At 56.1% G+C, this 21,567-nt stretch carries 24 protein-coding genes, 1 tRNA gene and 1 other annotated feature; of the genes, 14 read left to right on the top strand and 11 right to left on the bottom strand.

The window, feature by feature from the left end:
- Window positions 1–217 precede the first annotated feature (217 nt).
- From BQ5353_RS08945 to BQ5353_RS08960, 4 genes are all read left to right on the top strand, one after another.
- Complete coding sequence (locus BQ5353_RS08945) at window positions 218–466, top strand: helix-turn-helix domain-containing protein (protein ID WP_071427942.1); 249 nt, start codon at window positions 218–220, stop codon at window positions 464–466.
- A gap of 185 nt (window positions 467–651) precedes the next feature.
- Window positions 652–909 carry a hypothetical protein gene (locus BQ5353_RS08950; RefSeq protein WP_054331530.1) on the top strand — a complete coding sequence of 86 codons (258 nt, stop codon included), beginning with the start codon at window positions 652–654 and terminating at the stop codon, window positions 907–909.
- Between the two features lie 81 nt (window positions 910–990).
- A tRNA-Gly gene (locus tag BQ5353_RS08955) sits at window positions 991–1,064 on the top strand.
- 106 nt (window positions 1,065–1,170) lie between these two features.
- Window positions 1,171–2,940, top strand: a complete 1,770-nt coding sequence (locus BQ5353_RS08960) for a DUF885 domain-containing protein (RefSeq protein WP_071428444.1) — start codon at window positions 1,171–1,173, stop codon at window positions 2,938–2,940.
- A gap of 84 nt (window positions 2,941–3,024) precedes the next feature.
- Here BQ5353_RS08960 and BQ5353_RS08965 read toward each other — a convergent pair whose 3' ends face one another.
- Window positions 3,025–4,053, bottom strand: coding sequence for an aldo/keto reductase (locus tag BQ5353_RS08965; RefSeq protein WP_071427944.1), 1,029 nt, complete (start codon window positions 4,051–4,053; stop codon window positions 3,025–3,027).
- A 162-nt stretch (window positions 4,054–4,215) separates the two neighbouring features.
- On the opposite strand from BQ5353_RS08965, the gene BQ5353_RS08970 reads away from it, so the two are divergent.
- A complete protein-coding gene (locus BQ5353_RS08970) occupies window positions 4,216–5,052 on the top strand; it encodes a purine-nucleoside phosphorylase (protein ID WP_054331712.1) in 837 nt (278 codons plus the stop codon).
- A gap of 99 nt (window positions 5,053–5,151) precedes the next feature.
- The gene (locus BQ5353_RS08975) at window positions 5,152–6,429 is read left to right on the top strand and encodes a S41 family peptidase (protein WP_071427946.1); all 1,278 of its coding nucleotides are present in this window, start codon (window positions 5,152–5,154) and stop codon (window positions 6,427–6,429) included.
- Between the two features lie 109 nt (window positions 6,430–6,538).
- On the opposite strand, the gene BQ5353_RS08980 is transcribed toward BQ5353_RS08975, so the two are convergent.
- From BQ5353_RS08980 to BQ5353_RS08990, 3 genes are read right to left on the bottom strand one after another with little or no spacing between them, the layout of a single operon-like run.
- Window positions 6,539–6,967 (bottom strand): hypothetical protein, encoded by a 429-nt coding sequence (locus BQ5353_RS08980; RefSeq protein WP_054331714.1) that lies wholly within the window; start codon window positions 6,965–6,967, stop codon window positions 6,539–6,541.
- A gap of 13 nt (window positions 6,968–6,980) precedes the next feature.
- A complete protein-coding gene (locus BQ5353_RS08985) occupies window positions 6,981–7,397 on the bottom strand; it encodes a hypothetical protein (RefSeq protein ID WP_054331715.1) in 417 nt (138 codons plus the stop codon).
- Window positions 7,394–7,600, bottom strand: coding sequence for a helix-turn-helix transcriptional regulator (locus BQ5353_RS08990; RefSeq protein ID WP_054331829.1), 207 nt, complete (start codon window positions 7,598–7,600; stop codon window positions 7,394–7,396). Before BQ5353_RS08990 ends, BQ5353_RS08985 begins: the two co-directional genes overlap by 4 nt.
- A gap of 235 nt (window positions 7,601–7,835) precedes the next feature.
- Between BQ5353_RS08990 and BQ5353_RS08995 the strand changes: the two genes are divergently transcribed.
- Genes BQ5353_RS08995 through BQ5353_RS09005 form a run of 3 tightly spaced genes read left to right on the top strand, consistent with a single transcriptional unit; the run spans window position 7,836 to window position 9,797 of the window.
- A complete protein-coding gene (locus BQ5353_RS08995) occupies window positions 7,836–8,690 on the top strand; it encodes a radical SAM protein (protein WP_054331716.1) in 855 nt (284 codons plus the stop codon).
- Between the two features lie 30 nt (window positions 8,691–8,720).
- Entirely contained in the window at window positions 8,721–9,557 is an 837-nt protein-coding gene (locus BQ5353_RS09000) for a hypothetical protein (protein WP_054331717.1), read from the top strand.
- Between the two features lie 24 nt (window positions 9,558–9,581).
- Complete coding sequence (locus BQ5353_RS09005) at window positions 9,582–9,797, top strand: hypothetical protein (RefSeq protein ID WP_054331718.1); 216 nt, start codon at window positions 9,582–9,584, stop codon at window positions 9,795–9,797.
- A 53-nt stretch (window positions 9,798–9,850) separates the two neighbouring features.
- Here BQ5353_RS09005 and BQ5353_RS09010 read toward each other — a convergent pair whose 3' ends face one another.
- The 5 genes from BQ5353_RS09010 to BQ5353_RS09030 form a co-directional block, all read right to left on the bottom strand.
- Window positions 9,851–10,285, bottom strand: coding sequence for an N-acetyltransferase (locus BQ5353_RS09010; RefSeq protein ID WP_054331719.1), 435 nt, complete (start codon window positions 10,283–10,285; stop codon window positions 9,851–9,853).
- 61 nt (window positions 10,286–10,346) lie between these two features.
- A complete protein-coding gene (locus tag BQ5353_RS09015) occupies window positions 10,347–11,018 on the bottom strand; it encodes a sigma-70 family RNA polymerase sigma factor (RefSeq protein WP_054331720.1) in 672 nt (223 codons plus the stop codon).
- Complete coding sequence (spoIIAB, locus tag BQ5353_RS09020; RefSeq protein ID WP_054331721.1) at window positions 11,011–11,457, bottom strand: anti-sigma F factor; 447 nt, start codon at window positions 11,455–11,457, stop codon at window positions 11,011–11,013. The genes BQ5353_RS09015 and spoIIAB overlap by 8 nt, the downstream gene beginning before the upstream one ends.
- On the bottom strand, window positions 11,444–11,776 hold the full coding sequence (locus tag BQ5353_RS09025) for an anti-sigma factor antagonist (RefSeq protein WP_308588512.1): 333 nt from the start codon (window positions 11,774–11,776) through the stop codon (window positions 11,444–11,446). The genes spoIIAB and BQ5353_RS09025 overlap by 14 nt, the downstream gene beginning before the upstream one ends.
- A 157-nt stretch (window positions 11,777–11,933) precedes the next feature.
- Window positions 11,934–13,229, bottom strand: a complete 1,296-nt coding sequence (locus tag BQ5353_RS09030; RefSeq protein WP_071427948.1) for a bifunctional folylpolyglutamate synthase/dihydrofolate synthase — start codon at window positions 13,227–13,229, stop codon at window positions 11,934–11,936.
- Window positions 13,230–13,408: 179 nt separating this feature from the next.
- On the opposite strand from BQ5353_RS09030, the gene BQ5353_RS09035 reads away from it, so the two are divergent.
- A complete protein-coding gene (locus tag BQ5353_RS09035) occupies window positions 13,409–13,993 on the top strand; it encodes a hypothetical protein (protein ID WP_071427950.1) in 585 nt (194 codons plus the stop codon).
- 263 nt (window positions 13,994–14,256) lie between these two features.
- Here BQ5353_RS09035 and BQ5353_RS09040 read toward each other — a convergent pair whose 3' ends face one another.
- On the bottom strand, window positions 14,257–16,884 hold the full coding sequence (locus BQ5353_RS09040) for a valine--tRNA ligase (protein ID WP_071427952.1): 2,628 nt from the start codon (window positions 16,882–16,884) through the stop codon (window positions 14,257–14,259).
- Window positions 16,885–16,975: 91 nt separating this feature from the next.
- Window positions 16,976–17,218, bottom strand: a binding site (T-box leader).
- Window positions 17,219–17,510: 292 nt separating this feature from the next.
- On the opposite strand from BQ5353_RS09040, the gene guaA reads away from it, so the two are divergent.
- Window positions 17,511–19,043 (top strand): glutamine-hydrolyzing GMP synthase, encoded by a 1,533-nt coding sequence (guaA, locus tag BQ5353_RS09045; protein WP_071427954.1) that lies wholly within the window; start codon window positions 17,511–17,513, stop codon window positions 19,041–19,043.
- Window positions 19,044–19,253: 210 nt separating this feature from the next.
- On the opposite strand, the gene BQ5353_RS09050 is transcribed toward guaA, so the two are convergent.
- On the bottom strand, window positions 19,254–19,787 hold the full coding sequence (locus BQ5353_RS09050; protein WP_016412723.1) for a helix-turn-helix domain-containing protein: 534 nt from the start codon (window positions 19,785–19,787) through the stop codon (window positions 19,254–19,256).
- Between the two features lie 189 nt (window positions 19,788–19,976).
- On the opposite strand from BQ5353_RS09050, the gene BQ5353_RS09055 reads away from it, so the two are divergent.
- From BQ5353_RS09055 to BQ5353_RS09065, 3 genes are read left to right on the top strand one after another with little or no spacing between them, the layout of a single operon-like run.
- On the top strand, window positions 19,977–20,165 hold the full coding sequence (locus BQ5353_RS09055; protein WP_016412724.1) for a helix-turn-helix transcriptional regulator: 189 nt from the start codon (window positions 19,977–19,979) through the stop codon (window positions 20,163–20,165).
- Window positions 20,166–21,242, top strand: a complete 1,077-nt coding sequence (locus BQ5353_RS09060) for a site-specific integrase (RefSeq protein WP_016412725.1) — start codon at window positions 20,166–20,168, stop codon at window positions 21,240–21,242.
- Window positions 21,242–21,562: a plasmid mobilization protein gene (locus tag BQ5353_RS09065; RefSeq protein ID WP_016412726.1), complete on the top strand. Its 321-nt coding sequence runs from the start codon at window positions 21,242–21,244 to the stop codon at window positions 21,560–21,562. Before BQ5353_RS09060 ends, BQ5353_RS09065 begins: the two co-directional genes overlap by 1 nt.
- Window positions 21,563–21,567 lie beyond the last annotated feature (5 nt).

A 21,567-nucleotide genomic window follows, 5' to 3' on the forward strand; every position in this document is an offset into this window, starting at 1 on the left:
AGCACTCCTTTACAACACATCTCGATACAGGAAGAGGGGACTTTCTGCGGCAGGTCCAGCGGGGAAGGGAATTTTCCCTTGCTTTCTCGAAAATCCGACTTGGGAAGAAAATAAAGGAAAAAAGGACCGGATAATTTGACATTTACTAAATGTCAATATTGTATATAGTATAACATATACTGTTACTGTTGGCAATTGTAATGTCAAGAGGTGCAGTATGTTCATCAATAAGACCAGTGATGGCAAGAACAACATCTGCGGAAAACAGGTTGCACGGCTTCGCAAACGTATGACTCCTAAAGTCTCCCAACGGGCGCTGGCAGAAATGCTTCAGGTGGCAGGGCTGGACATCGATAAAAATGCGATCCAGCGGATTGAAAGCGGTCAGCGCTTCGTCACAGATATTGAACTGATGGCATTGGCTCATGTTTTAAACGTGGATGTAAAGGACTTGTTGCAAAACTAAAGTGGGGATACCACTGGGTCTGGCCGCTGAATAAACGGCTGGACAGGATTCACCAGTAAAAATTGCTTTTTTTTCTTCCTGCTGGTATAATGGTCACGTTGTGGCTGTTATGCTTTTTTTATTGCTGCGCCGGTATCTTTGAGTAGCGGGCCTGAGCCGGGCTGACAGTGGAAAGGGAGATTGTTATGGGAAAGGTTGAGTTTGACTTTCGCGGTGTGGATTTTTTCCAGAGCAAGAACAAATTGAGCGGAAGCCTGGGGAATTTCCGCTATATGATGATCCCCGATGGGGACGGTATCCAGGTGTACACCTACGAGACCTACTGTTTTGAGGTTGCACCCAAACTGGCGGAAACCCGGGTGGAGATGAGCGACCAGGGCTTGCAGGGGGCAGGGGAGTGGCTCAACGCTCAATATGAAGCCTATCTCACTGCCCACCGGTAGCGGGCCATGGAAAAAGTAAAAATTCTGTCGATGAAATTGGGTTGACTTTTTCCAAAATTTGATGCATAATAATATAGCAATGCGGATGTAGTTTAGTGGTAAAATATTAGCTTCCCAAGCTGAGGTTGCGGGTTCGATTCCCGTCATCCGCTCCAAAAAGTTCTGCGTAAACAAGTCTTTGTTTACGCAGTTTTTTCTATACCCGCCAAATCGCAGAGACAAATGGACAAAAGGTTGAAGATGTGCCGGAAAGGAAATACCATGAAACAGTTCAAACGATGCAGCGCTCTACTGCTGGGCGCGTTGGCGGCCCTTTCCCTTGTTGCATGCAGCAAAAAGGACGCCACAGGGGAACAGGAACGGTTTGACCAATTCATCCAGCAGGAATTTGTGGATACCATGGAGAGCGACTATCCGAGTATGCATATATTTCTCATTCATCCGGAGGATTTTGGGGTGGACCCCAGCGCTGTGGAGGTGGGCCTCGGCCTTCGGGTAGATGAACAAACGATCGAGAAGACAGCCCAGGATGTGGCCGCGGCCCGGGAGGAATTCCAGACCTTCGACCGCAAACTGCTGACAGAGGAACAGCAGGACACCTACGACATCTACCAATTTCAGATTGATTTGGACTCCAAACTGTGTGACCCCAAATTTGATTATTACCAGCAGGCGTTTGGATCGACAACGGGGCTGCACACCCAGATCCCGACACTGCTGTCCGATTGGCAGCTGCGGAGTGAACAGGGTGTCAAGGACCTAATCGCGGTGGTCGGCGACGTCAAGCCGTATGTGGACAGCCTGCTGGACTACACCCGGAAGCAGGAGGAAAAGGGCCTGCTGATGACCGATTTGGACGGTGTCATCCAATACTGCCAGGGGGTGACCGCCGCGGGGGAAAACAGCGCGGTGCTCCACTCCATGAATGCGAATATTGACGCTTTGCAGCTGGACAAAGAGACAGCCGGCCGCTACAAAGCGGAGCTGAAAGAGGCGTTTGAAAATTCCTTCCTGCCCGCATATGAAGAGATTATCACCACCATGGAAGCCCTTAAATCCGGCGACAACAACCAAGAGGGGCTCGCCCATTTTGAATATGGCAAGGAGTATTACACACTCCTCCTGAAGCAGAATGTGGGAAGCAACAAGTCGGTGGAGGAGATTCGCCAGATGATGGAGGATGCCTGCAACCGGTATGACAAAGGCATTGAGACAATCATCCTGGAAAACCCGGATCTCTATGAATCCTTTGTCAACTTCCCCACCACTGGGTTTGGCAGCTATACCGCTATTTTGGACAACATTCAGGGGAAGATGTACCGGGATTACCCAGAGGTCAGCAATTTGGACTACAACATCGTCAACATCAACGAGGAGATTGCCAATTCTGGGGTGGCCGCCTACTTTAACATCCCGCCCATCGACGACACCGGGGATAAACAGCTGCGGGTCAACCCGGATATCGGGGGCGTGGATGACATCTACACCTACAGCGTGGTAGCCCATGAGGGCTACCCAGGCCATATGTACCAGAATGCCTATGCCTATGAAAATTTGGATTCCCCCTATCGCAAGGCGCTGGCAAACTCGCCGGCGTACAGCGAAGGCTTTGCCGTCTATGCCCAATACTCCGCGTTTCAGTACTTGGATGGGATCGACCCAAGGGTTTTGGATGCCTACCGGCAACAGGAACTTTACACCTATTGCGCCATCGTCCTGTCGGACATCGGCATTCATTACGACGGCTGGTCCCTCCAGGAGTTTCAGGATTTCCTGACCGAAATGGGCCTGGAATTGGGGGATGAGGCATTGTATGAGTCCCAGTACAAGCAGCTCCAATCCACCCCCTGTGCTTTCCAGCCCTATTATGTGGGGTATGAGGAGTTTATGGCCCTCCGCCGGAAGGCAGAGAAGGAGCTGGGGGACAGCTTTAATCAAAAGGCGTTCCATGAAGCCATTCTGAAGAGCGGCGCCGCACCGTTTTGCGTGGTGGAGCGCAATGTGGACAAATACATCAACGCCAGCAAATAAAAGGAAAGATCCCGGGGATGCTGTCCCCGGGATCTTGTTTTTTGGGAAAAACGATTTTTTGGCCCCAAGCCGCTGGAACAGCTGTTAGTCCGCGATGCCTTTTTCCTTGCGGAATTGGCGCCAATCCTCCAGGTTCTCGGCGATCAGATGGGAACATTTGAGGCCGTAGGGGCAACGGGATTCGCACAGCCCGCAGTGGAGGCAGGTCTCCACTTTGGCCAGTTCCGCAGTCCAATACTCGTTCATGTACTGCTGCCAAGGGGAGCGGCGCAGCAGCTGAGGAAGCCGGCAGATGGTGTTCAGCTGAATCCCCTGGGGGCAGGGCATGCAGTAGCCGCAGCCGCGGCAGAAGTTGCCGGCCAGCTCCTCCCGGTCCTTGGCGATGACCGCCTCCAGCTCCGGGGTGAGGGTGACTTCCCGCTGGGCGCAGTCCAGGAACTGGGCCAGTTCCTCTTTTTTCTGCATCCCCCAGATGGGGACCGCGTTGTCAAACTGCTGGAAGAAGGCATATGCCGCCTCCGCCGAGGTGAGCAGCCCGCCGGAGAGGGCCTTCATGGCGATGAAGCCCAAGTTCAGCTCTTTGCACAGGGCGATGAGGTCGATGTCCTCCTGGGGGGAGATGTGGGACACCGGGAACTGGATGGTATCGTAAAGGCCGCTCTTAGCCGCTTCCTCCGCGATGGCCCGGCGGTGGGAAGTGATGCCGATGAACCGGCATTTGCCCTGGCGCTGGGCCTCCAGCAGGCCCTGGTACAGGCCGTTTTCATCCTCCGGGTCGGGAACCGACTGGATGTTGTGCAGCTGCATGATGTCCACATAATCGGTGCGGAGCATGCGAAGGCTCTCGTCCAAATCCTTTAGGAGGCCGGCTTTGTCCTTGGCCATGGATTTGGTGGAGATGACGATTTTGTCCCGCCGGTCGTGGAAGGCTTCCCCCAGTTTTTCCTCACTGTCCGAGTAGGCGCGGGCGGTGTCATAGAAGTTGATTCCACCGTCGTAGGCCATGTGGAGGAGCTCCACCGCGCTCTGTTTGTCGATGCGCTGGATGGGCAGGGCGCCAAAGGAGTTCTCGGTGACCATCAGGTCGGTGCGGCCCAGTTGTTTACGCTTCATAAGTGTCTCCTTTCGGAAATGGTGTCGAATTTGTTACCCTCATTATACACCTTGGCCGTGGAATGGGGAAGAAAAATCTTCCTTCGGGGTCTTGTGGGGTTCTCCTTCCCAAGGAGGCGAGAATTTGATATACTGGGTACAAATATCGTTGGGAGGCAGCTTATGCAGTATGAAAATGAACGTTATATAAAATGGGTAGAGGATTCCGCGGCTTATATCCGCCGCACTTTGGGCGGTTTTCAACCGGAACTGGCCATTGTTTTGGGCTCTGGGCTGGGTGGTTTGGCGGACCGGCTCCAAAATCCCATCCCGGTGGAATATGCCGACATCCCCGGGTTCCCCCGTTCCACAGTGGCAGGCCACGCCGGCCGGTTTGTGGCGGGCTACATCGGCAAGAAGCCGGTGATCTGCATGCAGGGCCGGTTCCATTACTACGAGGGGTATGACCTGCGGACAGTCACCCTGCCGGTGCGGGTGCTCCACGCCCTGGGGGTGGATTCCATCATCCTGACCAATGCGGCGGGCGGGGTCAACCTCTCCTTTGTACCCGGGGATTTGATGGTCATTGACGACCACATCAACCTGACCGGGCAGAGCCCCCTCATCGGGCCCAACCTGGAGGGCTGGGGACAGCGGTTCACCGACCTCTCCACCGCTTATGACAAAGAATACCGGGCTTTGGCCCACCAGAAGGCGGCGGAACTGGGCTTCTCTCTGCAAAGCGGGGTTTACACCTGGATGACTGGCCCCACCTATGAGACCCCCGCGGAGATCCGCATGGTGCGCACCTTGGGGGGCGATGCAGTGGGCATGTCCACCGTGCCGGAGGCGATGGTCGCCCGTCACATGGGGATGCGGGTGTTGGGCATTTCCTGCATCACCAACATGGCGGCGGGAATTTTGGACCAGCCTTTGAGCCATGAAGAGGTCAGCGAGACCGCTGGCAAGGTGACTGAGAAGTTCACCGCCCTCATCGAAGCGGTAGCCCAGGCCATCTAGGGGCGGCAGGCATAATGGGCACATGGGGGTTTCCCCAGACGGGGAACGCCGCCCGAGGAAATCTCCCCTGGAGCGGAATCGGAAAGGAAGGTACATTCCATGAAACAAAAACTTGCGGCCCTTCTCGCCGTTTTGGCGGTGTTGCTGGCCGCCTGCGGCCCCGCCGCTGGGAATTCTGGCTCCAGCGGGAGCACCCAGTCCTCCGGGGTGGAAAAAACCCCCATGGAAGAGGATTTGGATCTCTTCACCTCCACCCTGGAGGAAAACCACAAAAACCTCTATGCCAACATCTCAAAAGAGGAGTTCCAGGCAGAGGTGGAACAGGTGCGGGCAGAATTGCCGGGCATGAGCGAGGGCCAGTTTTACTATTCCCTGCGGCGCCTTCTCTCCTTGGTGGGGGACGCTCACACCAGCCTGGGTTTTACCGATTCCAACTACCGTCATCTGACCGCCCTCCCCTTTGCGGTGATGTATTTTGAGGATGGCTGGCATCTGATGATGCTGGAAGAGCAAAACCAGCAGTACCTGGGTTACCGGCTTCTGGCCATCGACGGGACCCCCATCGACGAGGTATATGCAAAGGCCAAGACCATTATGAGCTATGAAAATGAATCCTGGGCCCGTCAGCAGTTCTCCAACACCATCAACTTCCTGGATGCCCTAAAGTACCTGGGCATTGTAGGGGAGGATGCAGACAGCATCACCTTGACCATTCAGAAAGGGGAGGGCAGCCCTGAAGAAACCCTCCCCCTCAAGGGGATGAATGAGGAGGAGATCTTTGCCGCCGCCATCCTCCAGGTGGAGCGCAGGGAAACCCCCGCCACCGCGGCGAGGGGTTACTACCGCACCCTGGATTTAGGGGATGGGGCCTTTTTCCTCCAATACAACACCTGCCAGGAGGCGGAAGACCTGCCCATGGCCGAGTTTGTGGAACTCACCTCCGATGCCCTTTGCGCCGGGCAGTACACCAAGGTGATCCTCGACCTGCGGTACAACACCGGCGGCGATTCCCGGATTTTTGAGCCGATGATCGAGAAATTGGGGGAGCTCAAGGAGCAGCAGGGCTTCCAGGTCTATGTCCTCATTGGGAGAAATACCTTTTCTTCGGCCATCATCAATTCCATCCAGGCCCAGGAGGCGCTGGACGCCGTGTTGGTGGGCGAACAGACCAGCGGCAGTGTCAACGGCTATGGGGAGCTGCAGAGCTTCCAGCTGAAGAACACCCCCATTCAGGTCTACTACTCCACCAAGTACTTCGAATTGATCCCCGGCTATGATAAGGACTCCCTCTATCCCGACCAGCCTGTGGCCCAAACTTATGCGGACTATGTGGCCGGGGTGGATCCGGAAGTTCAGGCGGTCCTGGGCCAGCAGTGATAGATTGTTTTTGCGGGAAAACCGCCGTCCAATAGCGGCAAAATCCCCCTTTCCATCCGAAACAAAGATGGGAAGGGGGATTTTTTATGGGGGCTTTCAGAGCTGTGTGTTACATGGTCTTGCTGTAGCGGTGGAAGAGAATTACTCCGCACAGGTACTGGAATACCAGTACAAAAGCCATGGTGGCGGTCACATAGAGAGGGGCTTTCAGCAATCCAAAGAAGAGGCACAGCAGGAAGTTGACGAAGAACATAATCTGGTTCATCCGGTAGCCGGACAGCTGGCGCAGCATGATTTTGCGCTCGTCCCCCAGGCTGATCTCCTGTTCCTTGAGCCGGCGCTGGCGCTCCTCCCGGCGGGAGGGCATAGCCCAGTACAGGGTTCGGATAATCTGTCCAGCCAGGGCACCCAATAAGCCGCAGCCTAGGCTGAAAAGATAGTTGTTCTGTTCCAGCCCATTGAGAAGGGCTGCGGCGACCGCACCTCCCCCAGCCAGGCCCAACAGGGTCCAAGAAACCCAGCGTTTGGAATTGTTCATACAAAAATCCTCCTTACAGTTTACGGCTTAGGAAGTAAAAGGCGATGGCGCCGCACAGATAGGCAAACAAGGCGAGAAGCAGAAAGGTCAAACAGAACCAAGGGTTCACTTTGAACAGGGAGCCCACAGCCCCCAACAGCAGCAGGGTGAGAAAGAGAATTTGGTAGGCGATCTGCCCGGCCCTGGCCCGCAGGAACACCTTGCGTTCATCCTTCATGTTGATGGAAAATGCCCTCTGTTGGGCCTCATACTCCGGCAGGTGGGCCGGGGTGCGGTAGTAGTAATACCGGGCCAGCCGCACCACCCCGGGGGCGAGGACCCCAAACCCCGCTCCGACCACCGCGGGGGAAGGATAGAAGTAAGCGCCAACGAGGATGCCAAGGCCGATGGCGATGAGAATGATACTATCTTTGCGCAGTTTGTCGATCATTTGGATTCCTCCTCCTCATAGATAAAGATGTCTTCAATGGCGGTTCCAAAGAACCGGGCGATTTTAAAAGCCAGCAGGATGGAGGGGTTGTACCGGCCGTTTTCCAACGAGCCGATGGTCTGGCGGGAGACCTGCAGAATCTCCGCCAATTCCTCCTGCCGGATACCCCGCTGTTTGCGGAACTCCTCTAAGCGGTTTTTCAAGTGGTCACCTTCTTTGTATTTGAAGTGGAAAGTTAACTTTACATCCATAGGATAGCACACGCATTCTGCAATGTCAAGTAAACTTTCCATTTTTCTTTGGGGTGGATATTTTTCCCCTTTCCATGCTATAATGGTCCCAAAGGGATAGGCCGTGGAAAATCTGTGCCAATGCGGCGAAAAAAAGGATGGCCGGCAGCTGTTCAGCCGCTGCCGCGCGCAGGAAGGAAGTGCAGCGATGACCCGAGAAGAGATGTATGCCTCCATTTATTCCCATGACACCGTCTACCGCCCGCCCCAGGAGGAGGGCAGCGCCATGTTGGAGGTAGCCTTGGGGTGCAGCTGGGGAAAATGCACCTTCTGTGATTTTGCCAAGGACGCTTTTTCCATCCACCCCATGGACAAAATTGAGTTCAACGCCCGGATGCTCGGCCTCCTGGATCGGGACGCTAAGCGGGTGTTCCTGCTGGGGGAGAACGCCTTTGTCCTCTCCACCGACCAGCTGGTGGAGGTTTTTGACCTGATCCACGCCCACATGCCCAACGTGGAGGAGATCGCCATGTATGCCCGGATCGACGACGTGCTGCGCAAAAGCGATGAGGATATCCTCCTGCTCAAGAGCATGGGTCTGTGCGACCTGCACATCGGAGTGGAGTCGGGCAGCGATTCCATCCTGGAAATGGTGAACAAGGGGATCACCTCCTTTGATACGTTGACGGCCCTCCAGCGGCTGGACAAATTGGGGGTTGGCTATTACCTGACCATCATTTTGGGGCTGGGGGGGAAGACCTTCCGCAACCTCCACGCCATTGAAACCGCCCGGATGCTGAATAAGACCCACCCCAAATGCATTTGGGCATTGGCGCTGAAACTCTGGCCAGGCACCCCCTTGTATAAAGCAGAAAAGCGGGGGGAGTTTGACGCCCTCGATTACCGGGGTATGCTGCTGGAGGAGCGGCTCCTGCTGGAAAACCTGACGGTGAAGGACTGCTTTTACATGGACACCACCGTTTTGGGGAAATACACCATCCAGGGCCAGCTTCCCGACGGCAGGGAGGCTATGCTGGGTGCGATCAATCAACTGCTAGGCTGAGACCCGGCTGAAAGAAAGGAGAGAGCGAGGATGAAACGATGGATCGGATTGTTGTTGACAGTTGTCCTGCTGCTGGCCGGCTGCGGGAGGGCAGACGACTTTGCCGTTGTGATGGCGACTACTGGTAAGGAGGAGCCCTTTGCGGTCACCGGGGAGGTCACCCGGGAGGCTGCAAAGCGGATGAGAGAAGACCAGCTGGAGGAGTGGCTGGAAACCGATGGGGTGGAAGGCAGCCTGGTATTTGACTACAGAAGCGATGGGATGATCGCTTCCTACGGCCTGGATCACCCGCTGTTCCGCTACGACCGGGTGGCGGAATTCTGCCAAAACTGCCTGGATGGCAAGCCGGACAGCATCGCCTTTGTTGGGATGGGGGAGCCCCTCCCCTGCTATGTGGATTGGTTTTACACCGACGGGGAATCCGTGTGGGAGGAATTTTCCTACCTGCTGCGGGATGAAGTGAAGGTGGACCGGCGCGAGATCCAACCGGTGGAGCTGAGCGGGGATGGGAACCAGCTGGTGTTTTTCTCCCAGGGGGAGGAGATGCGGTCCATGCCCCGGCACGGCCTGGAGGCGGTGTCTTTTTCGGGGCAGCCCCGGGAGGAGCAGGAGCAGCTGCTGCTGGATTATCTGCGCCCCTTCTTTGAGGGAGAGGGCAGGTACCCGGAGGGCTCCATCACCCTAAAACGGGGAGAAATGGTGGAGATCCGGGGGGAGAGCTGCCAAGAGTATGAAATCTACAGCGGGGAAGGGCAGTCCATCGGCTATGCCGCCGCCAATGGGGATTTTTCCCACATATACCAGCAGGAGATGGTGAACGGCCAATATTTTCTGGAGGTCTGCCCAAAAGGCAAAAGCCCCCAATAATGCGAAAGAAAGAGGGAAAACAGCATGATTCAATTTAAACGGCACTTTAGAAACGCCATCTGGTTTTCGGTGGGCATCACCCTGGGCGGCCTTATCTTGCCCCAGGTTGTCTTTTCCGGGCCATCCACCAGCGATCAGCCTTTTCATATCCAGGCCGCCATCTATTTGGGGGTATCCTTTGTCTTTGCCTTCCTGTTTTTCTGCGGTATGGACTGGTTCCGTTCCAGAGGGAAAAAATAGCCGCTTCCCGAAAAAGATCCCGCCCCCAAATTTTAGGGGGCGGGATCTTTTGACTAATTCTCTCTTTGCCAGGCCATCAACAGCTCTGGGAGGCCGGAGTCCTCATTGGGCTGCTCTGTGACCACCTGAAACCCCATTTGCTGGTAAAAGCCGATGGCACCAGTGTTCTGGGCATACACCGCCAAGGTGAGCTGGGGATAGCGGCCTTTGGCATCCTCAACCAGCGCCCGGCCTACTCCTTTTCCCTGGTGGGCGGGGTCTACAAAAAGCGCCCCAATAAACGTGCCGTCGATGAGGCTTAAAAAACCGAGGATTTTCCCATCTTCCACATACAGGGTTGTTTCTGCCGAGGGGAGATATTGATCCCTCACCACCGGGAAGTTTTTCTCCCAATAGGCGCGGGGGAGGAAGGGGTGGCCCTGGACAGTGGATTCTAGCCAGATGGCCATCACCCGATCCTGGCAGTCAGGGGTATAGGGTTTGATCATAGAAAGGCTCCTTTGTCGTCGTTTGCACCGATTGTACCAGAAGAAGGGAGCGGGGTCAATCTCATTCCAGGAGTTTTTCCCTTAGGGAGGTGAGGATTTTCTTCTCCCGGCGGGAGACCTGCACCTGGGTGAGACCCAACACCTGAGCGGTCTGGGTTTGGGTCTTGCCAGAGAAGTAGCGCAGGACGATCAGCTTCCGGTCCTCCGGCGGGAGCTGGCCCACCACCTGTTTGAGGGAGAGAAGGTCGGAGATCCGCTCCTCGGGGGAGGATACCGGCAGGTCGATCTGGCCGCCGCCTTCGTCATCGCTTTCGGTGAGGGAAAGGGGAGGGGAGGACACATTGAGGGCTTCCACCACATCCTCCTCCCGGATGTCCAGGGCCTTGGCCAGTTCCCCGATGGTGGGGTCCCGTCCCAAGCTGGCGGAGAGATGCTCCCGGGTGCGGGTCACCTTGAGGGAGAGCTCCTTCAAGGTGCGGCTGACCTTGATGGCCCCACCGTCCCGGAATAGGCGGCGCATCTCTCCCAGGATCACCGGCACCGCATAGGTGGAAAACCGGACCCCCCGGTCGTAATCAAAGGCATCCGCCGCTTTCACCAGGCCGATGCACCCCGCCTGGAACAGGTCGTCGTACTCGATGCCCCGGCCTTTGAACCGGTGGGCACAGGAGTGGACCAGGCCCATGTTCTGTTCAATGACTTCCTCCCGGTTCCGCTCAGAAAGGCTAACCATTGGCCTCCCCCCGGGAGGTGATCTTCCGCTCCATGGTGACGGTGGTGCCCTTCCCCTCCTTGGAGGAGACTTTCACCTTGTCCATCAGGCTCTGCATCACTGCAAAACCCAGGCCGGCCCGCTCGCCGGTGGTGCAGGTGGTAAACAAAGGCTCCATGGCCGCCTTGATGTCGGGGATGCCGCAGCCCTTGTCCCGGACCCGGATGACCACCCGGTTGTCCGGGTAGATGTCGGCGGTGATGGTCACCGTGTTGATCTCATCCCGGTAGCCGTGGACAATGCAGTTGGTCACCGCCTCCGAAACGGCGGTTTTGATGTCGGAGAGCTCGTCCACCGTGGGATCCAGGGGGGCGATAAAGGCGCTGACGGCCATCCGGGCAAAGGATTCGTTGGCCGAGCGGCTGTCAAACTGTAATTTCATCCGGTTACTGGTTTTCATGGCTGTCTCCTCCGTCGTCAAGGTTTGTCAATTTGGAAAGGCCGGCCACCTGCATCACCCGGCGCAGGGGGCGGGGAATCCGCGCGATCTGCAGCTCGCCGCCCAGCTCCTGCATCAGGCGGTAACGGCCCATCACCAGGCCAATGCCGCTGCTGTCCATAAAGGTGACACCGGAAAAATCGAGGATCAGCAGCTTTGGCTGCACCCGCTGGGCGGTCTCGTCAATTTCCTCCCGCATGGGGGCGGCGGTGTGGTGGTCAATTTCGCCGGAGAGATAAGCTGTGATTTGGTCGTCGAGAATCTGTAAACGAACCGGCATGTTGTTCATCCTTTCGCTTGAATTCAGTCCAGTGGGAGGTTGTCCTAAAAAAGGGCAACAAAAAAATCCCCTATCCATAAGGATAGAGGATTTTGAGTGAGAGGTTTGCCGCACCGAGGGGGAAAAACCGGTCATCCGGTGGGAGATCCCGTCGGGTTTAGCGGGTTTTGGAAGCTTCCGCCAATTCCTTGGCGATGGGGCGCAGGTCGCTGGCCAGGTAAAGGGAACCGCAGACGACCAGGGCCTCCCCCGGTTCCAACTGAGCCAGGGCGTCTTTGAGGCCCTCCTGGGCGGATTCCCGGAAATCCACCTGGCCGCAGTGCCGGCGGCAGATGGCCGCCAAGGATTCCCCCGTGTGGGAGCGGGGGTTGGAGGCGGAGACCGCCATCACCCGGCTGACTTTGGGAAGCAGGAGGGAGAGGGCCTGTTCACAGTCCTTGTCCCGCATCATGGCGATGACCCCATAGACCTTTTGCCCGGGAACCAGATCGAGGGCGGCGGCCAGGGCGGCCAGGCCTGACGGGTTGTGGGCGCCGTCCAGGATGACCAAGGGGTCGCGGCAGAGGATCTCCATCCGGGCGGGGAACCGAACCCCGGCAATGCCGTCCTGGATGGCGGCATCTGGGATAACAAAGCCCAGTTCCCGCAGCTGGAAGAGGGTTTCCACCGCGGTGATACAGTTGAGAATTTGGTGTTTGCCGATCAGTGGCACCCGGAGGGCCAGGCCTTTGTAGTCCATCTCCTCCCCGAAGAGGTCCATTTTGCGGAGGGTTACCGCCTGGGGGTCTGGGAGGGTGAGGGTGCAGGAGAGTTCTTTTGCTTTTTTGCGGATCACCGCCATAGCTTCCGGGTCCTGATCCGGGTAGGCCACCACCCGTCCTCCTGGGCGGAAGATGCCGCACTTCTGGGCGGCGATCTCCCCCAAGGTGTCCCCCAGCACATCGGTGTGGTCGTAACCGATGGAAGTGATCACCGATACGAGGGCCCGGTCGATGACATTGGTGGGATCGATCCGGCCGCCCAGTCCCACCTCCAGCACCACAATATCCGCCTGCTTCCGGGAGTACCACACCATGGCGATGGCGGTCACCGTCTCAAACTCGGTGCACCGTTCCCCCAGGGCATCCAGGGATTCCACCGCCTCTTTGACCGAAGCGGTTACCTGGGCGAGTTCTTCCTTGGGGATTATCTGGCCGTCCAGCTGGATCCTCTCCCGGAACTCGATGACATAGGGGGAGATGAAAAGACCGGTGTGGTAACCAGCCTTGGTGAGGGCGGCGGCGGTGTAGGTGGAGGTGGAACCCTTGCCGTTGGTTCCGGCCACGTGGACAAATTTCAGCTGTTTGTGGGGATTGCCCAGCCGTTCCAGCAGGTGGGTGATGTTGCGCAGTTCCACCTTTTGGCCCACGGCGTGGCGGCTGTGTATGAAGGCGAGGGCCTGTTGATCGTTCAAATGTATCACGTCCTATACATGGTTGGATTGAAGTGGCATAGCTCTCTTTCCCTCCATGGTACTACAGCAGGATGGCTTTTGCAAGGCGGTTTGACAGGGTTTATAGCTTGTGTTAGGCTAGGGGAAAAGCCTACAGGGCAAAAAGTTGTGCCGGCATGGCAAAGAAGGAGGAACAGCAGATGAAAAAGAAGAGCATTCTCGCTTGCGGATTGGCGCTGATCCTGTTGGCGGGTTGCGCCCAGAGGGACGAGGGCGCAGGAGAAGCGCCGCGGGAGGAGCCCCTTTCCACGGCATCCCAGATGGAAGGGGAATCCTCAATCCCAGAAGATTCCTACCAAATCCTGCTGGGGGAATTTTCTTTTTGGTTCCCCAAAGAAGGGTTTTCCTATGGGATGACCGAACCGGTGGTGGCTAAGGAGGGCATCTTGTACAGCGATGCCGGTGAATCGGCAAGGGTGGTTGCAGAGCTGATCTCTGTCAGCCCCATCGCGGATTCCGATTCCCCGTTCTTGGCCTGTGACCAGTTGTATTCAGAAGCCGAAAACACCTGGGAATCCACCTTTGGGGAATATGCGGGGAAGGGGTACCTGATCCAGAAGCCGATTACAGAAGGAGCTGTGGGCGGTTATGACAACACGGTTTTTTACTGCATCGCCGTGGAAGATCAACTGGTCACCATCGCTTTTTACCCTGCCTTTGGCCTTGGGATCGGCACCCAGAGGGAGGAGTTTGAAACGGTTTTAAGCACCATTCAAAAAGCATAACCCCCTCCTGAGCGGCTATTCCTTCATCCTTTTGGGGCGGAGTCCCTAGTGGTGCGGTTGATGCTGCGCCGTCAAAGCTCCCCTGCCTGCTATTGGCCTTTTCATCAAAAGAGGGGGAGGCTCCCATGTGGGAGCCTCCCCCTCTTTTGTTTGATGAAGCCACAGCGCTGGAAACAGGAACAGCGCCCGCCTTGTTTGGGCGAGCGCGCTCCACGCATTCCGGCTGGTCCCCCTCCTGGGATCAAGCGCTGTCTCTTTTTTCTCTATTTGCTGAAAGCCGCAATGCTCTGTTCAATCTTTTGGAGTTTTTCCTGGGCTTTGGCCAGCTTTTCCCGCTCGTTCTCAATGACCTTGGCGGGTGCTTTGGCCACAAACCCTTCGTTGGAGAGCTTCTTCATGACAAACTCAATGTCCTTTTCGCAGGAGGCTTTCTCCTTGGCCAGGCGGGCCAGTTCCTTCTCCCGGTCGATCAGCTCATCCATGGGGATAAACACCCGGGCGGAGTCGGTGATCACCTGTACGGCGCCGGGCATATCGTAGTGCTCCTCTACTTCCACAGTGGAGGCAGAGGCCAGACGCTGGAAGAAGAGGGCGCTGGCCAGGAAGGTTTCAGCGAACTTGGTTTCGATGAAGAGGCTGGCCTTCTTGCTCGGGGGGACGTTCATCTCGGTGCGGACGTTGCGCACTGCCTTGATGGCGTCCATCACCCGGGTAAATTCTGCCTCCTCAGCGGCGTAGTTGAGGGATTCCTCCCAAACGGGCCATTGGGCGATCATGATGGATTCCCCTTGGTGGGGCAGAGCCTGCCAAATCTCCTCAGTGATAAAGGGCATAAAGGGATGCAGCAGCTTGAGGGTGCCGCTCATCACATACACCAGCACCCGCAGGGCGCCCATGGCGGTGCCGCCGCCGGCCTGGAGCCGGGGTTTGGTCAGCTCGATGTACCAGTCGCAGAACACATCCCAGATGAAGTCATAGAGTTTGGAGACAGCCACGCCCAGCTCGAATTTTTCCAGGTTGTCGGTGACCTCAGCCACCAGGCGGTTGTACTGGGAGAGGATCCACTTGTCCTCGGTGGAGAGCTCCGCAGGGAGGGTAAGGTCGAAGTCATCCCCCTCAGGCAGGTTCATCAGGATGTAGCGGGAGGCGTTCCAGATCTTGTTGGCAAAGTTCCGGCTGGCTTTGACCTTGTCGTCGCTGAACCGCATGTCGTTGCCCGGGCTGTTGTTGGTGGCCAGGGTAAACCGCAGGGCGTCGGCGCCGTATTGGTCGATAATCTCCAAGGGATCAATGCCGTTGCCCAGGGATTTGCTCATCTTTCGGCCTTGGGCATCCCGGACGATGCCGTGGATCAAAACGGTGTCAAAGGGGGTTTTGCCGGTGTGCTCCAAACCGGAGAAGATCATCCGCGCCACCCAGAAGAAGATGATGTCATACCCGGTGACCAGGGTGTTGGTGGGGTAGAAGTACTCCATCTCCGGGGTTTTGTCCGGCCAGCCCAGGGTGGAGAAGGGCCACAGGGCAGAGGAGAACCAGGTGTCCAGGGTGTCGGGGTCCTGGGTGAGATGGGTGCCGCCGCATTTGGGGCAGCAGGAGGGATCTTCCCGGGAGACGATCAGTTCGCCGCAGTCGTCGCAGTACCAGGCGGGGATCCGGTGGCCCCACCACAGCTGGCGGGAGATGCACCAATCCTTGATGTTTTCCATCCAGTTGTAGTAGATCTTGTCAAACCGCTGGGGGACAAATTTGGTGTCGCCATTGCGCACCGCCTCAATGGCAGGTTCGGCCAAGGGGGCCATCCGCACAAACCACTGTTTGGAGATGCGGGGCTCCACCACGCTGCCGCAGCGGTAACAGGTGCCCACGTTGTGCTTGTAGGGCTCAGTCTTGAGAAGCCAGCCGCCCTCTTCCAGATCCGATACTACCTGTTTGCGGGCTTCCTCCCGGGAGAGGCCGCAGTATTTGCCGGCGTTCTCGTTGAGGGAGGCGTCGGGGTTCATGGTGTTGATGATGGGCAGGTTGTGGCGCAGGCCCACTTCAAAGTCGTTGGGGTCGTGGGCGGGGGTGATCTTCACCACACCGGTGCCGAAGTCCATCTCCACATAGGTATCTGCCACAATGGGGATCTCCCGGCCCATGAGGGGCAGGATGGCGGTTTTGCCCACCAAATCTTTGTACCGCTCATCGTCGGGGTGGACGGCAAGGGCCACGTCGCCCAGCATGGTCTCGGGACGGGTGGTGGCCACTTCCAGGTAACCGGTTCCATCGGCCAGGGGGTATTTGATATGCCAGAAGAAGCCGTCTTTTTCCTCATACTCTACCTCGGCGTCGGAGATGGAGGTCAGGCAGTCGGGGCACCAGTTGATGATCCGCTCGCCCCGGTAGATGAGGCCCTTCTCATACAGCTTGACAAACACTTCCCGGACAGCTTTGGAACAGCCTTCGTCCAGGGTGAACCGCTGCCGGTCCCAGTCGCAGGAGGAACCCATCTTCTTCTGCTGCTCGATAATCCGGTTGCCATAGGTCTCCTTCCAGGCCCAGGCGCGCTCAAGGAAGCCATCCCGGCCAAGATCCTCTTTGGAGAGGCCCTCCTGTTTCATAGCGGCGACGATCTTGGCCTCGGTGGCAATGGAGGCGTGGTCGGTGCCGGGGAGCCAGAGGGCGCTGTAGCCCTGCATCCGGCGGAAGCGGATGAGCACATCCTGGAAGGTGGCGTCCAGGGCGTGGCCCATGTGGAGCTGGCCGGTGATGTTGGGCGGGGGCATCATAATGGTGTAGGGTTTTTTATTGGGGTCGACCTGGGCTTTGAAGTAGCCGCCATCCTGCCAAAATTGGTAGGTGCGGTCTTCCACCTGTTTGGGGTCGTAGAGCTTTTCCAGTTCTTTTCGCATAAGACAACTCCTTTTCTGCCGCCTTGCGGGGAGGCGGGCGGGGATATTCCTTTTTGGATACAACAAAAAAGGCCCGCCCCAAGCATTTTCTGCTTAGGGCGAACCGTTTGGTCCGTGGTACCACCTAACTTCGGGCAAGCTGCCCGCACTCTGCCGATACATTCATATCGCTTTCCCGGTAACGGTGGAAACTCCGGTGGAGCCTACTGAGGCTTGTGCCCGTTGGGTCCACGGCTCGAAAGCTACTTCCACACCGCCCTCACGAAGATTTTCACCAGCCATCTTCTCTCTGTGCTTTGGAAGGGTGTGTACTCCTCTTTGTCAACGCCATTTTACTATATCATCTTTATCTTACCCCGGAAAGGGGGCGATGTCAAGCGGGGAGAAAAATTTTTTGCCAGGGCGGAATCAAAACCGCTGCAGCGGATCGGGAAAGGGAGAAGGCCGAAATAGGAGGGGGGCAGCCCTCCGGCTATTTTCACAATCCCAAAGCCCCTTGGCGATGGGAAATTGGCACAGGGGCGAAAAAAGTGGAAACACAGTAAAATCAGTTGATTTTTTAACCCAATCATGGCAAAATGGAAAAAAGAAACTTTTTGAAATCTGTTAAGAAAGTCGGGGAAGCTATGACACATCAATTTGTATTGGTTCTGGATTTTGGCGGACAGTACAATCAGCTGATCGCCCGCCGCGTCCGTGAATGCGGTGTATATTGCGAGGTTCATCCCTATTCCACGCCCCTGGAAAAAATCAAGGAGATGAACCCCATCGGCATCATCTTTACCGGTGGTCCCAACAGCGTGTACGACGAGAACTCTCCGAAAGTCGATCCCGCCATCTTTGAGATGGGCGTTCCGATTTTGGGCCTGTGCTACGGCTGCCAGTTGACGGCCCAGCTGTTGGGTGGTTCGGTGAAATCCGCTCCCAATAAGGAGTTTGGCAAGACCGAGACCAGATTTAACAACCAATCCAAGGTGTTTGGGAACCTGCCGGAGAGCGGCATCACCTGGATGAGCCACAACGACTATGTGGATGCCATGCCTACCGGATTTACCTCGGTGGCTCAAACGGATGACTGCCCTGTGGCGGCGATGGAAAATGCAGAGCGAAAAATTTACTGCTTCCAGTACCATCCCGAAGTCAATCACACGGAAAATGGGATCAAAATGATCCGCAACTTCCTCTTTGAAGTCTGCGGTGCCAAAGGCGATTGGTCTATGGGGGATTACGCCAAAACCGCCGTTGAGAATATCCGTAAGCAGGTGGGCAACGGCAAGGTTCTGCTGGCCCTTTCCGGCGGCGTGGATAGCTCTGTGGTGGCTAAGCTGTTGGAGAAAGCAGTGGGCAGCCAGCTGACCTGCATTTTTGTGGATCACGGCCTGATGCGCAAAAACGAAGGCGATGAAGTGGAAGCAGTCTTTGCCGGCGGCCCGGTCAACTTTGTCCGGGTCAATGCAGGGGAGCGGTTTTTAGCCAAATTGGCTGGGGTCACCGAGCCGGAGAAAAAGCGCAAGATCATCGGCGAGGAGTTTATCCGCGTTTTTGAAGAAGAGGGCAAAAAGATCGGCAAGGTGGACTTCCTGGCACAGGGGACGATCTACCCCGATGTCATCGAATCCGGCGCCGGCGATGCCGCCGTTATCAAAAGCCATCACAACGTGGGTGGACTGCCTGACTATGTGGATTTTAAAGAAATTGTGGAGCCTCTGCGCCTCCTGTTTAAGGATGAGGTCCGCGCTTTGGGCAAAGAGTTGGGCTTGCCAGATTACCTAGTGTGGAGACAGCCTTTCCCAGGGCCTGGCCTTGCCATCCGGGTCATCGGCGAAATTACCGAGGAGAAGCTGTCCATCCTGCGGGATGCGGATTGGATTTTCCGGGATGAAATCGCCAAGGCTGGCCTTGACCGGGATATCAACCAATATTTTGCTGTACTGACCAACATGCGGTCGGTGGGAGTCATGGGCGATGGAAGAACCTATGATTACACTTTGGCCCTTCGTGGGGTTACCACCACCGATTTCATGACTGCTAATTGGGCTAGAATTCCTTATGAGGTGCTGGAGAAGGCTTCTAGCCGGATCATCAATGAAGTCAGCGGCATCAACCGTATTGTGTATGATATCACCTCCAAACCCCCGGCAACTATTGAGTGGGAGTGATTTTTTGAAACTCCGAACCCGTTGTGGCACAACGATTTTACGGTTTTATATCTCTCTTTTGATAACGATTTGATAACGCTCCCCATATACCGTATCATTCTATATTCCCACTGGATTGCGGGTAAAGAATGCTTTTTTACGGCTTATAAGTGAGGACAACCATATTAGAAAGCCCTTACCGATGGCAACGTCGGTAAGGGCTTTTGCTGTCTATTCGTCTATGTCAAGCCTGTCCCGGAACGCTTCTACCAGAAAATCGCTCAACTCTTTGGAGGGGACTTTGGCCCAGCGGTGAGTGGTGTCGTACTTGGGGTAGTTGTACCGCCAGCGGTCATAGTCTTCCCTGGTGATCTCCCCGGCCTCCAGCTTCTTGGCCTGCTCCGCCCAGGCGGACAGCATATCAAGCATATTGGTATAGGTCTTGCCTTTGGATTTGTCCAGACGCAGACAAACCTCGCCGTCAATCTCCCCAATAGTCAGCCCCCGAATATCCTCCAAAGCAAAGAGGGTGTGCATCAGGCCGATGTCGGTATCTATGTCAGGGACGGTCAGGGCATCAGGGGAAATATCAAAGAAGTCAGCCAGTGTCTTTGTCAGGTCGGCCTTGGGGGTGCGGCTCCCGGTTTCATACTGTGCCATACGCACATCGGCGGAGCGTTCCGGGAAACCCACCACCATGCCAAGATACTTCTGTGTGATGCCCTTCATGTTGCGGAAGAAACGAATACGTTCACCAATCGCCATAACTGCCAACTCCAATCTATGTAATGGGGACACTTGAAGTATAACAGATATGTTTAGACCAGTCAAGAGAAAAATAAATAAATTTGTTTATATTTTCTCGTTGGAAGGTCTTGACATAACGGAATAGAGTTAGTATAATAGGACTACGTTAAGCAAATAGCGTTAAATCAAAAGAAAGGAGGAATCCATATGGAGAACAGATTCATCCGGGCGGAAGAAGTTGCGGACGAGCTGGGTGTATCGAAGCCCTACGCCTATAAACTCATCCGGCAGCTCAACGAAGAATTGAAGGACAAGGGCTTCATCACCATCGCAGGGCGGGTCAACCGCCAGTATTTCAACGAACGGCTCTACGGGGCCAGAAAGGAAGGGAACTAAATGCCAGTCTTTAAGGACGAAGCAAGAGGAACATGGTACGTCATGGTGCGGTATCAGGACTGGACGGGGGAGCGCAAACAGAAGTGCAAGCGTGGCTTTGCCACCAAACGGGAGGCCCAGGAGTGGGAGCGCAGTTTCCAGATGCAGACCTCCGGCGACCTGGATATGACCTTTGAAGCCTTTACCGAGCTTTACACCAAGGATGTGAAACCCCGGCTCAAGGAGAACACCTGGCTGACCAAGGAGAACATCATCCAGAAGAAAATTCTGCCCTACTTTGGCAAGCGGAAGATTAGCGAGATCACCACCAAGGACGTGATCGCATGGCAGAACGAGTTGCTGGCCTACCGGGACGAGAAGCGCAAGCCCTATTCGGCTACCTATCTCAAAACCCTGCACAACCAGCTTAGCGCCATCTTCAATCACGCCGTCCGCTTCTATGAGCTGCGCTCCAATCCCGCCGCCAAGGCTGGAAACATGGGGTCAGAGGAACGGAAGGAAATGCTGTTCTGGACGAAAGCGGAGTACCAGAAGTTTGCGGACGCCATGATGGACAAGCCCGTTTCCTACTACGCCTTTGAAATGCTCTACTGGTGTGGTATTCGGGAGGGGGAACTGCTGGCCCTGACCCCGGCAGACTTTGACTTTGAGGCCGGGACGGTGAAAATCAGCAAGTCCTATCAGCGGCTCCACGGCAAGGACGTCATTACCACGCCAAAGACGAAGAAAAGCAACCGCACCATTAAAATGCCCAACTTCCTCTGTGACGAGATGAAGGACTACCTGGGGATGCTCTACGGCATCAAGAAGAAGGAGCGCATTTTCACCATCACGAAAAGCTATCTCCACCATGAGATGGACAGAGGGGCGAAGTCGGCAGGGGTCAAGCGTATCAGAATCCACGACCTCCGGCATTCGCACATCTCACTTCTGATTGACATGGGCTTCTCCGCTGTGGCGATTGCTGACCGCGTGGGGCATGAGAGTATCGAGATCACCTACCGCTACGCCCACCTGTTTCCGTCCAAGCAGACGGAGATGGCGGACAAACTGGACTTTGAAAGGATGGGAGCGTAATGTCAGCTAAGAATTTGGACACTCACAACCGCTGGAGGAACAAGACCGTGGCCTTCCGGGTATCCCCGGAGGAAAACGAGCAGATCGACGCCGCTGTGCGGCTCTCTGGCCTGACGAAGCAAGACTACATCACCAAGCGGCTCCTGTGCCGGGACGTGGTAGTGCAGGGCAATCCCAGGGTGTATAAGGCCCTGCGGGACGAACTGGCCACTGTGCTGGCCGAGCTGTGGCGGATCAGGGACGGGGCCAACGTGGACAGCGAGCTGCTGGACACCATTCGGATGATCGCCGCTATCATGGGCGGCATGAAGGAGGATTGATAGAT

The sequence above is a fragment of the Merdimmobilis hominis genome (assembly GCF_900104615.1).
Lineage (GTDB): Bacteria > Bacillota > Clostridia > Oscillospirales > Ruminococcaceae > Merdimmobilis > Merdimmobilis hominis.

What these genes read in the sequence shown, in the direction of transcription:
- BQ5353_RS08945 (WP_071427942.1), top strand. Translation starts at nt 218, where the DNA reads ATGTTCATCAATAAGACCAGTGATGGCAAGAACAACATCTGCGGAAAA.
- BQ5353_RS08950 (WP_054331530.1), top strand. Translation starts at nt 652, where the DNA reads ATGGGAAAGGTTGAGTTTGACTTTCGCGGTGTGGATTTTTTCCAGAGC.
- BQ5353_RS08960 (WP_071428444.1), top strand. Translation starts at nt 1,171, where the DNA reads ATGAAACAGTTCAAACGATGCAGCGCTCTACTGCTGGGCGCGTTGGCG.
- BQ5353_RS08965 (WP_071427944.1), bottom strand. Translation starts at nt 4,053, where the DNA reads ATGAAGCGTAAACAACTGGGCCGCACCGACCTGATGGTCACCGAGAAC.
- BQ5353_RS08970 (WP_054331712.1), top strand. Translation starts at nt 4,216, where the DNA reads ATGCAGTATGAAAATGAACGTTATATAAAATGGGTAGAGGATTCCGCG.
- BQ5353_RS08975 (WP_071427946.1), top strand. Translation starts at nt 5,152, where the DNA reads ATGAAACAAAAACTTGCGGCCCTTCTCGCCGTTTTGGCGGTGTTGCTG.
- BQ5353_RS08980 (WP_054331714.1), bottom strand. Translation starts at nt 6,967, where the DNA reads ATGAACAATTCCAAACGCTGGGTTTCTTGGACCCTGTTGGGCCTGGCT.
- BQ5353_RS08985 (WP_054331715.1), bottom strand. Translation starts at nt 7,397, where the DNA reads ATGATCGACAAACTGCGCAAAGATAGTATCATTCTCATCGCCATCGGC.
- BQ5353_RS08995 (WP_054331716.1), top strand. Translation starts at nt 7,836, where the DNA reads ATGACCCGAGAAGAGATGTATGCCTCCATTTATTCCCATGACACCGTC.
- BQ5353_RS09000 (WP_054331717.1), top strand. Translation starts at nt 8,721, where the DNA reads ATGAAACGATGGATCGGATTGTTGTTGACAGTTGTCCTGCTGCTGGCC.
- BQ5353_RS09005 (WP_054331718.1), top strand. Translation starts at nt 9,582, where the DNA reads ATGATTCAATTTAAACGGCACTTTAGAAACGCCATCTGGTTTTCGGTG.
- BQ5353_RS09010 (WP_054331719.1), bottom strand. Translation starts at nt 10,285, where the DNA reads ATGATCAAACCCTATACCCCTGACTGCCAGGATCGGGTGATGGCCATC.
- BQ5353_RS09015 (WP_054331720.1), bottom strand. Translation starts at nt 11,018, where the DNA reads ATGGTTAGCCTTTCTGAGCGGAACCGGGAGGAAGTCATTGAACAGAAC.
- spoIIAB (WP_054331721.1), bottom strand. Translation starts at nt 11,457, where the DNA reads ATGAAAACCAGTAACCGGATGAAATTACAGTTTGACAGCCGCTCGGCC.
- BQ5353_RS09025 (WP_308588512.1), bottom strand. Translation starts at nt 11,776, where the DNA reads ATGCCGGTTCGTTTACAGATTCTCGACGACCAAATCACAGCTTATCTC.
- BQ5353_RS09035 (WP_071427950.1), top strand. Translation starts at nt 13,409, where the DNA reads ATGAAAAAGAAGAGCATTCTCGCTTGCGGATTGGCGCTGATCCTGTTG.
- BQ5353_RS09040 (WP_071427952.1), bottom strand. Translation starts at nt 16,884, where the DNA reads ATGCGAAAAGAACTGGAAAAGCTCTACGACCCCAAACAGGTGGAAGAC.
- guaA (WP_071427954.1), top strand. Translation starts at nt 17,511, where the DNA reads ATGACACATCAATTTGTATTGGTTCTGGATTTTGGCGGACAGTACAAT.
- BQ5353_RS09050 (WP_016412723.1), bottom strand. Translation starts at nt 19,787, where the DNA reads ATGGCGATTGGTGAACGTATTCGTTTCTTCCGCAACATGAAGGGCATC.
- BQ5353_RS09055 (WP_016412724.1), top strand. Translation starts at nt 19,977, where the DNA reads ATGGAGAACAGATTCATCCGGGCGGAAGAAGTTGCGGACGAGCTGGGT.
- BQ5353_RS09060 (WP_016412725.1), top strand. Translation starts at nt 20,166, where the DNA reads ATGCCAGTCTTTAAGGACGAAGCAAGAGGAACATGGTACGTCATGGTG.
- BQ5353_RS09065 (WP_016412726.1), top strand. Translation starts at nt 21,242, where the DNA reads ATGTCAGCTAAGAATTTGGACACTCACAACCGCTGGAGGAACAAGACC.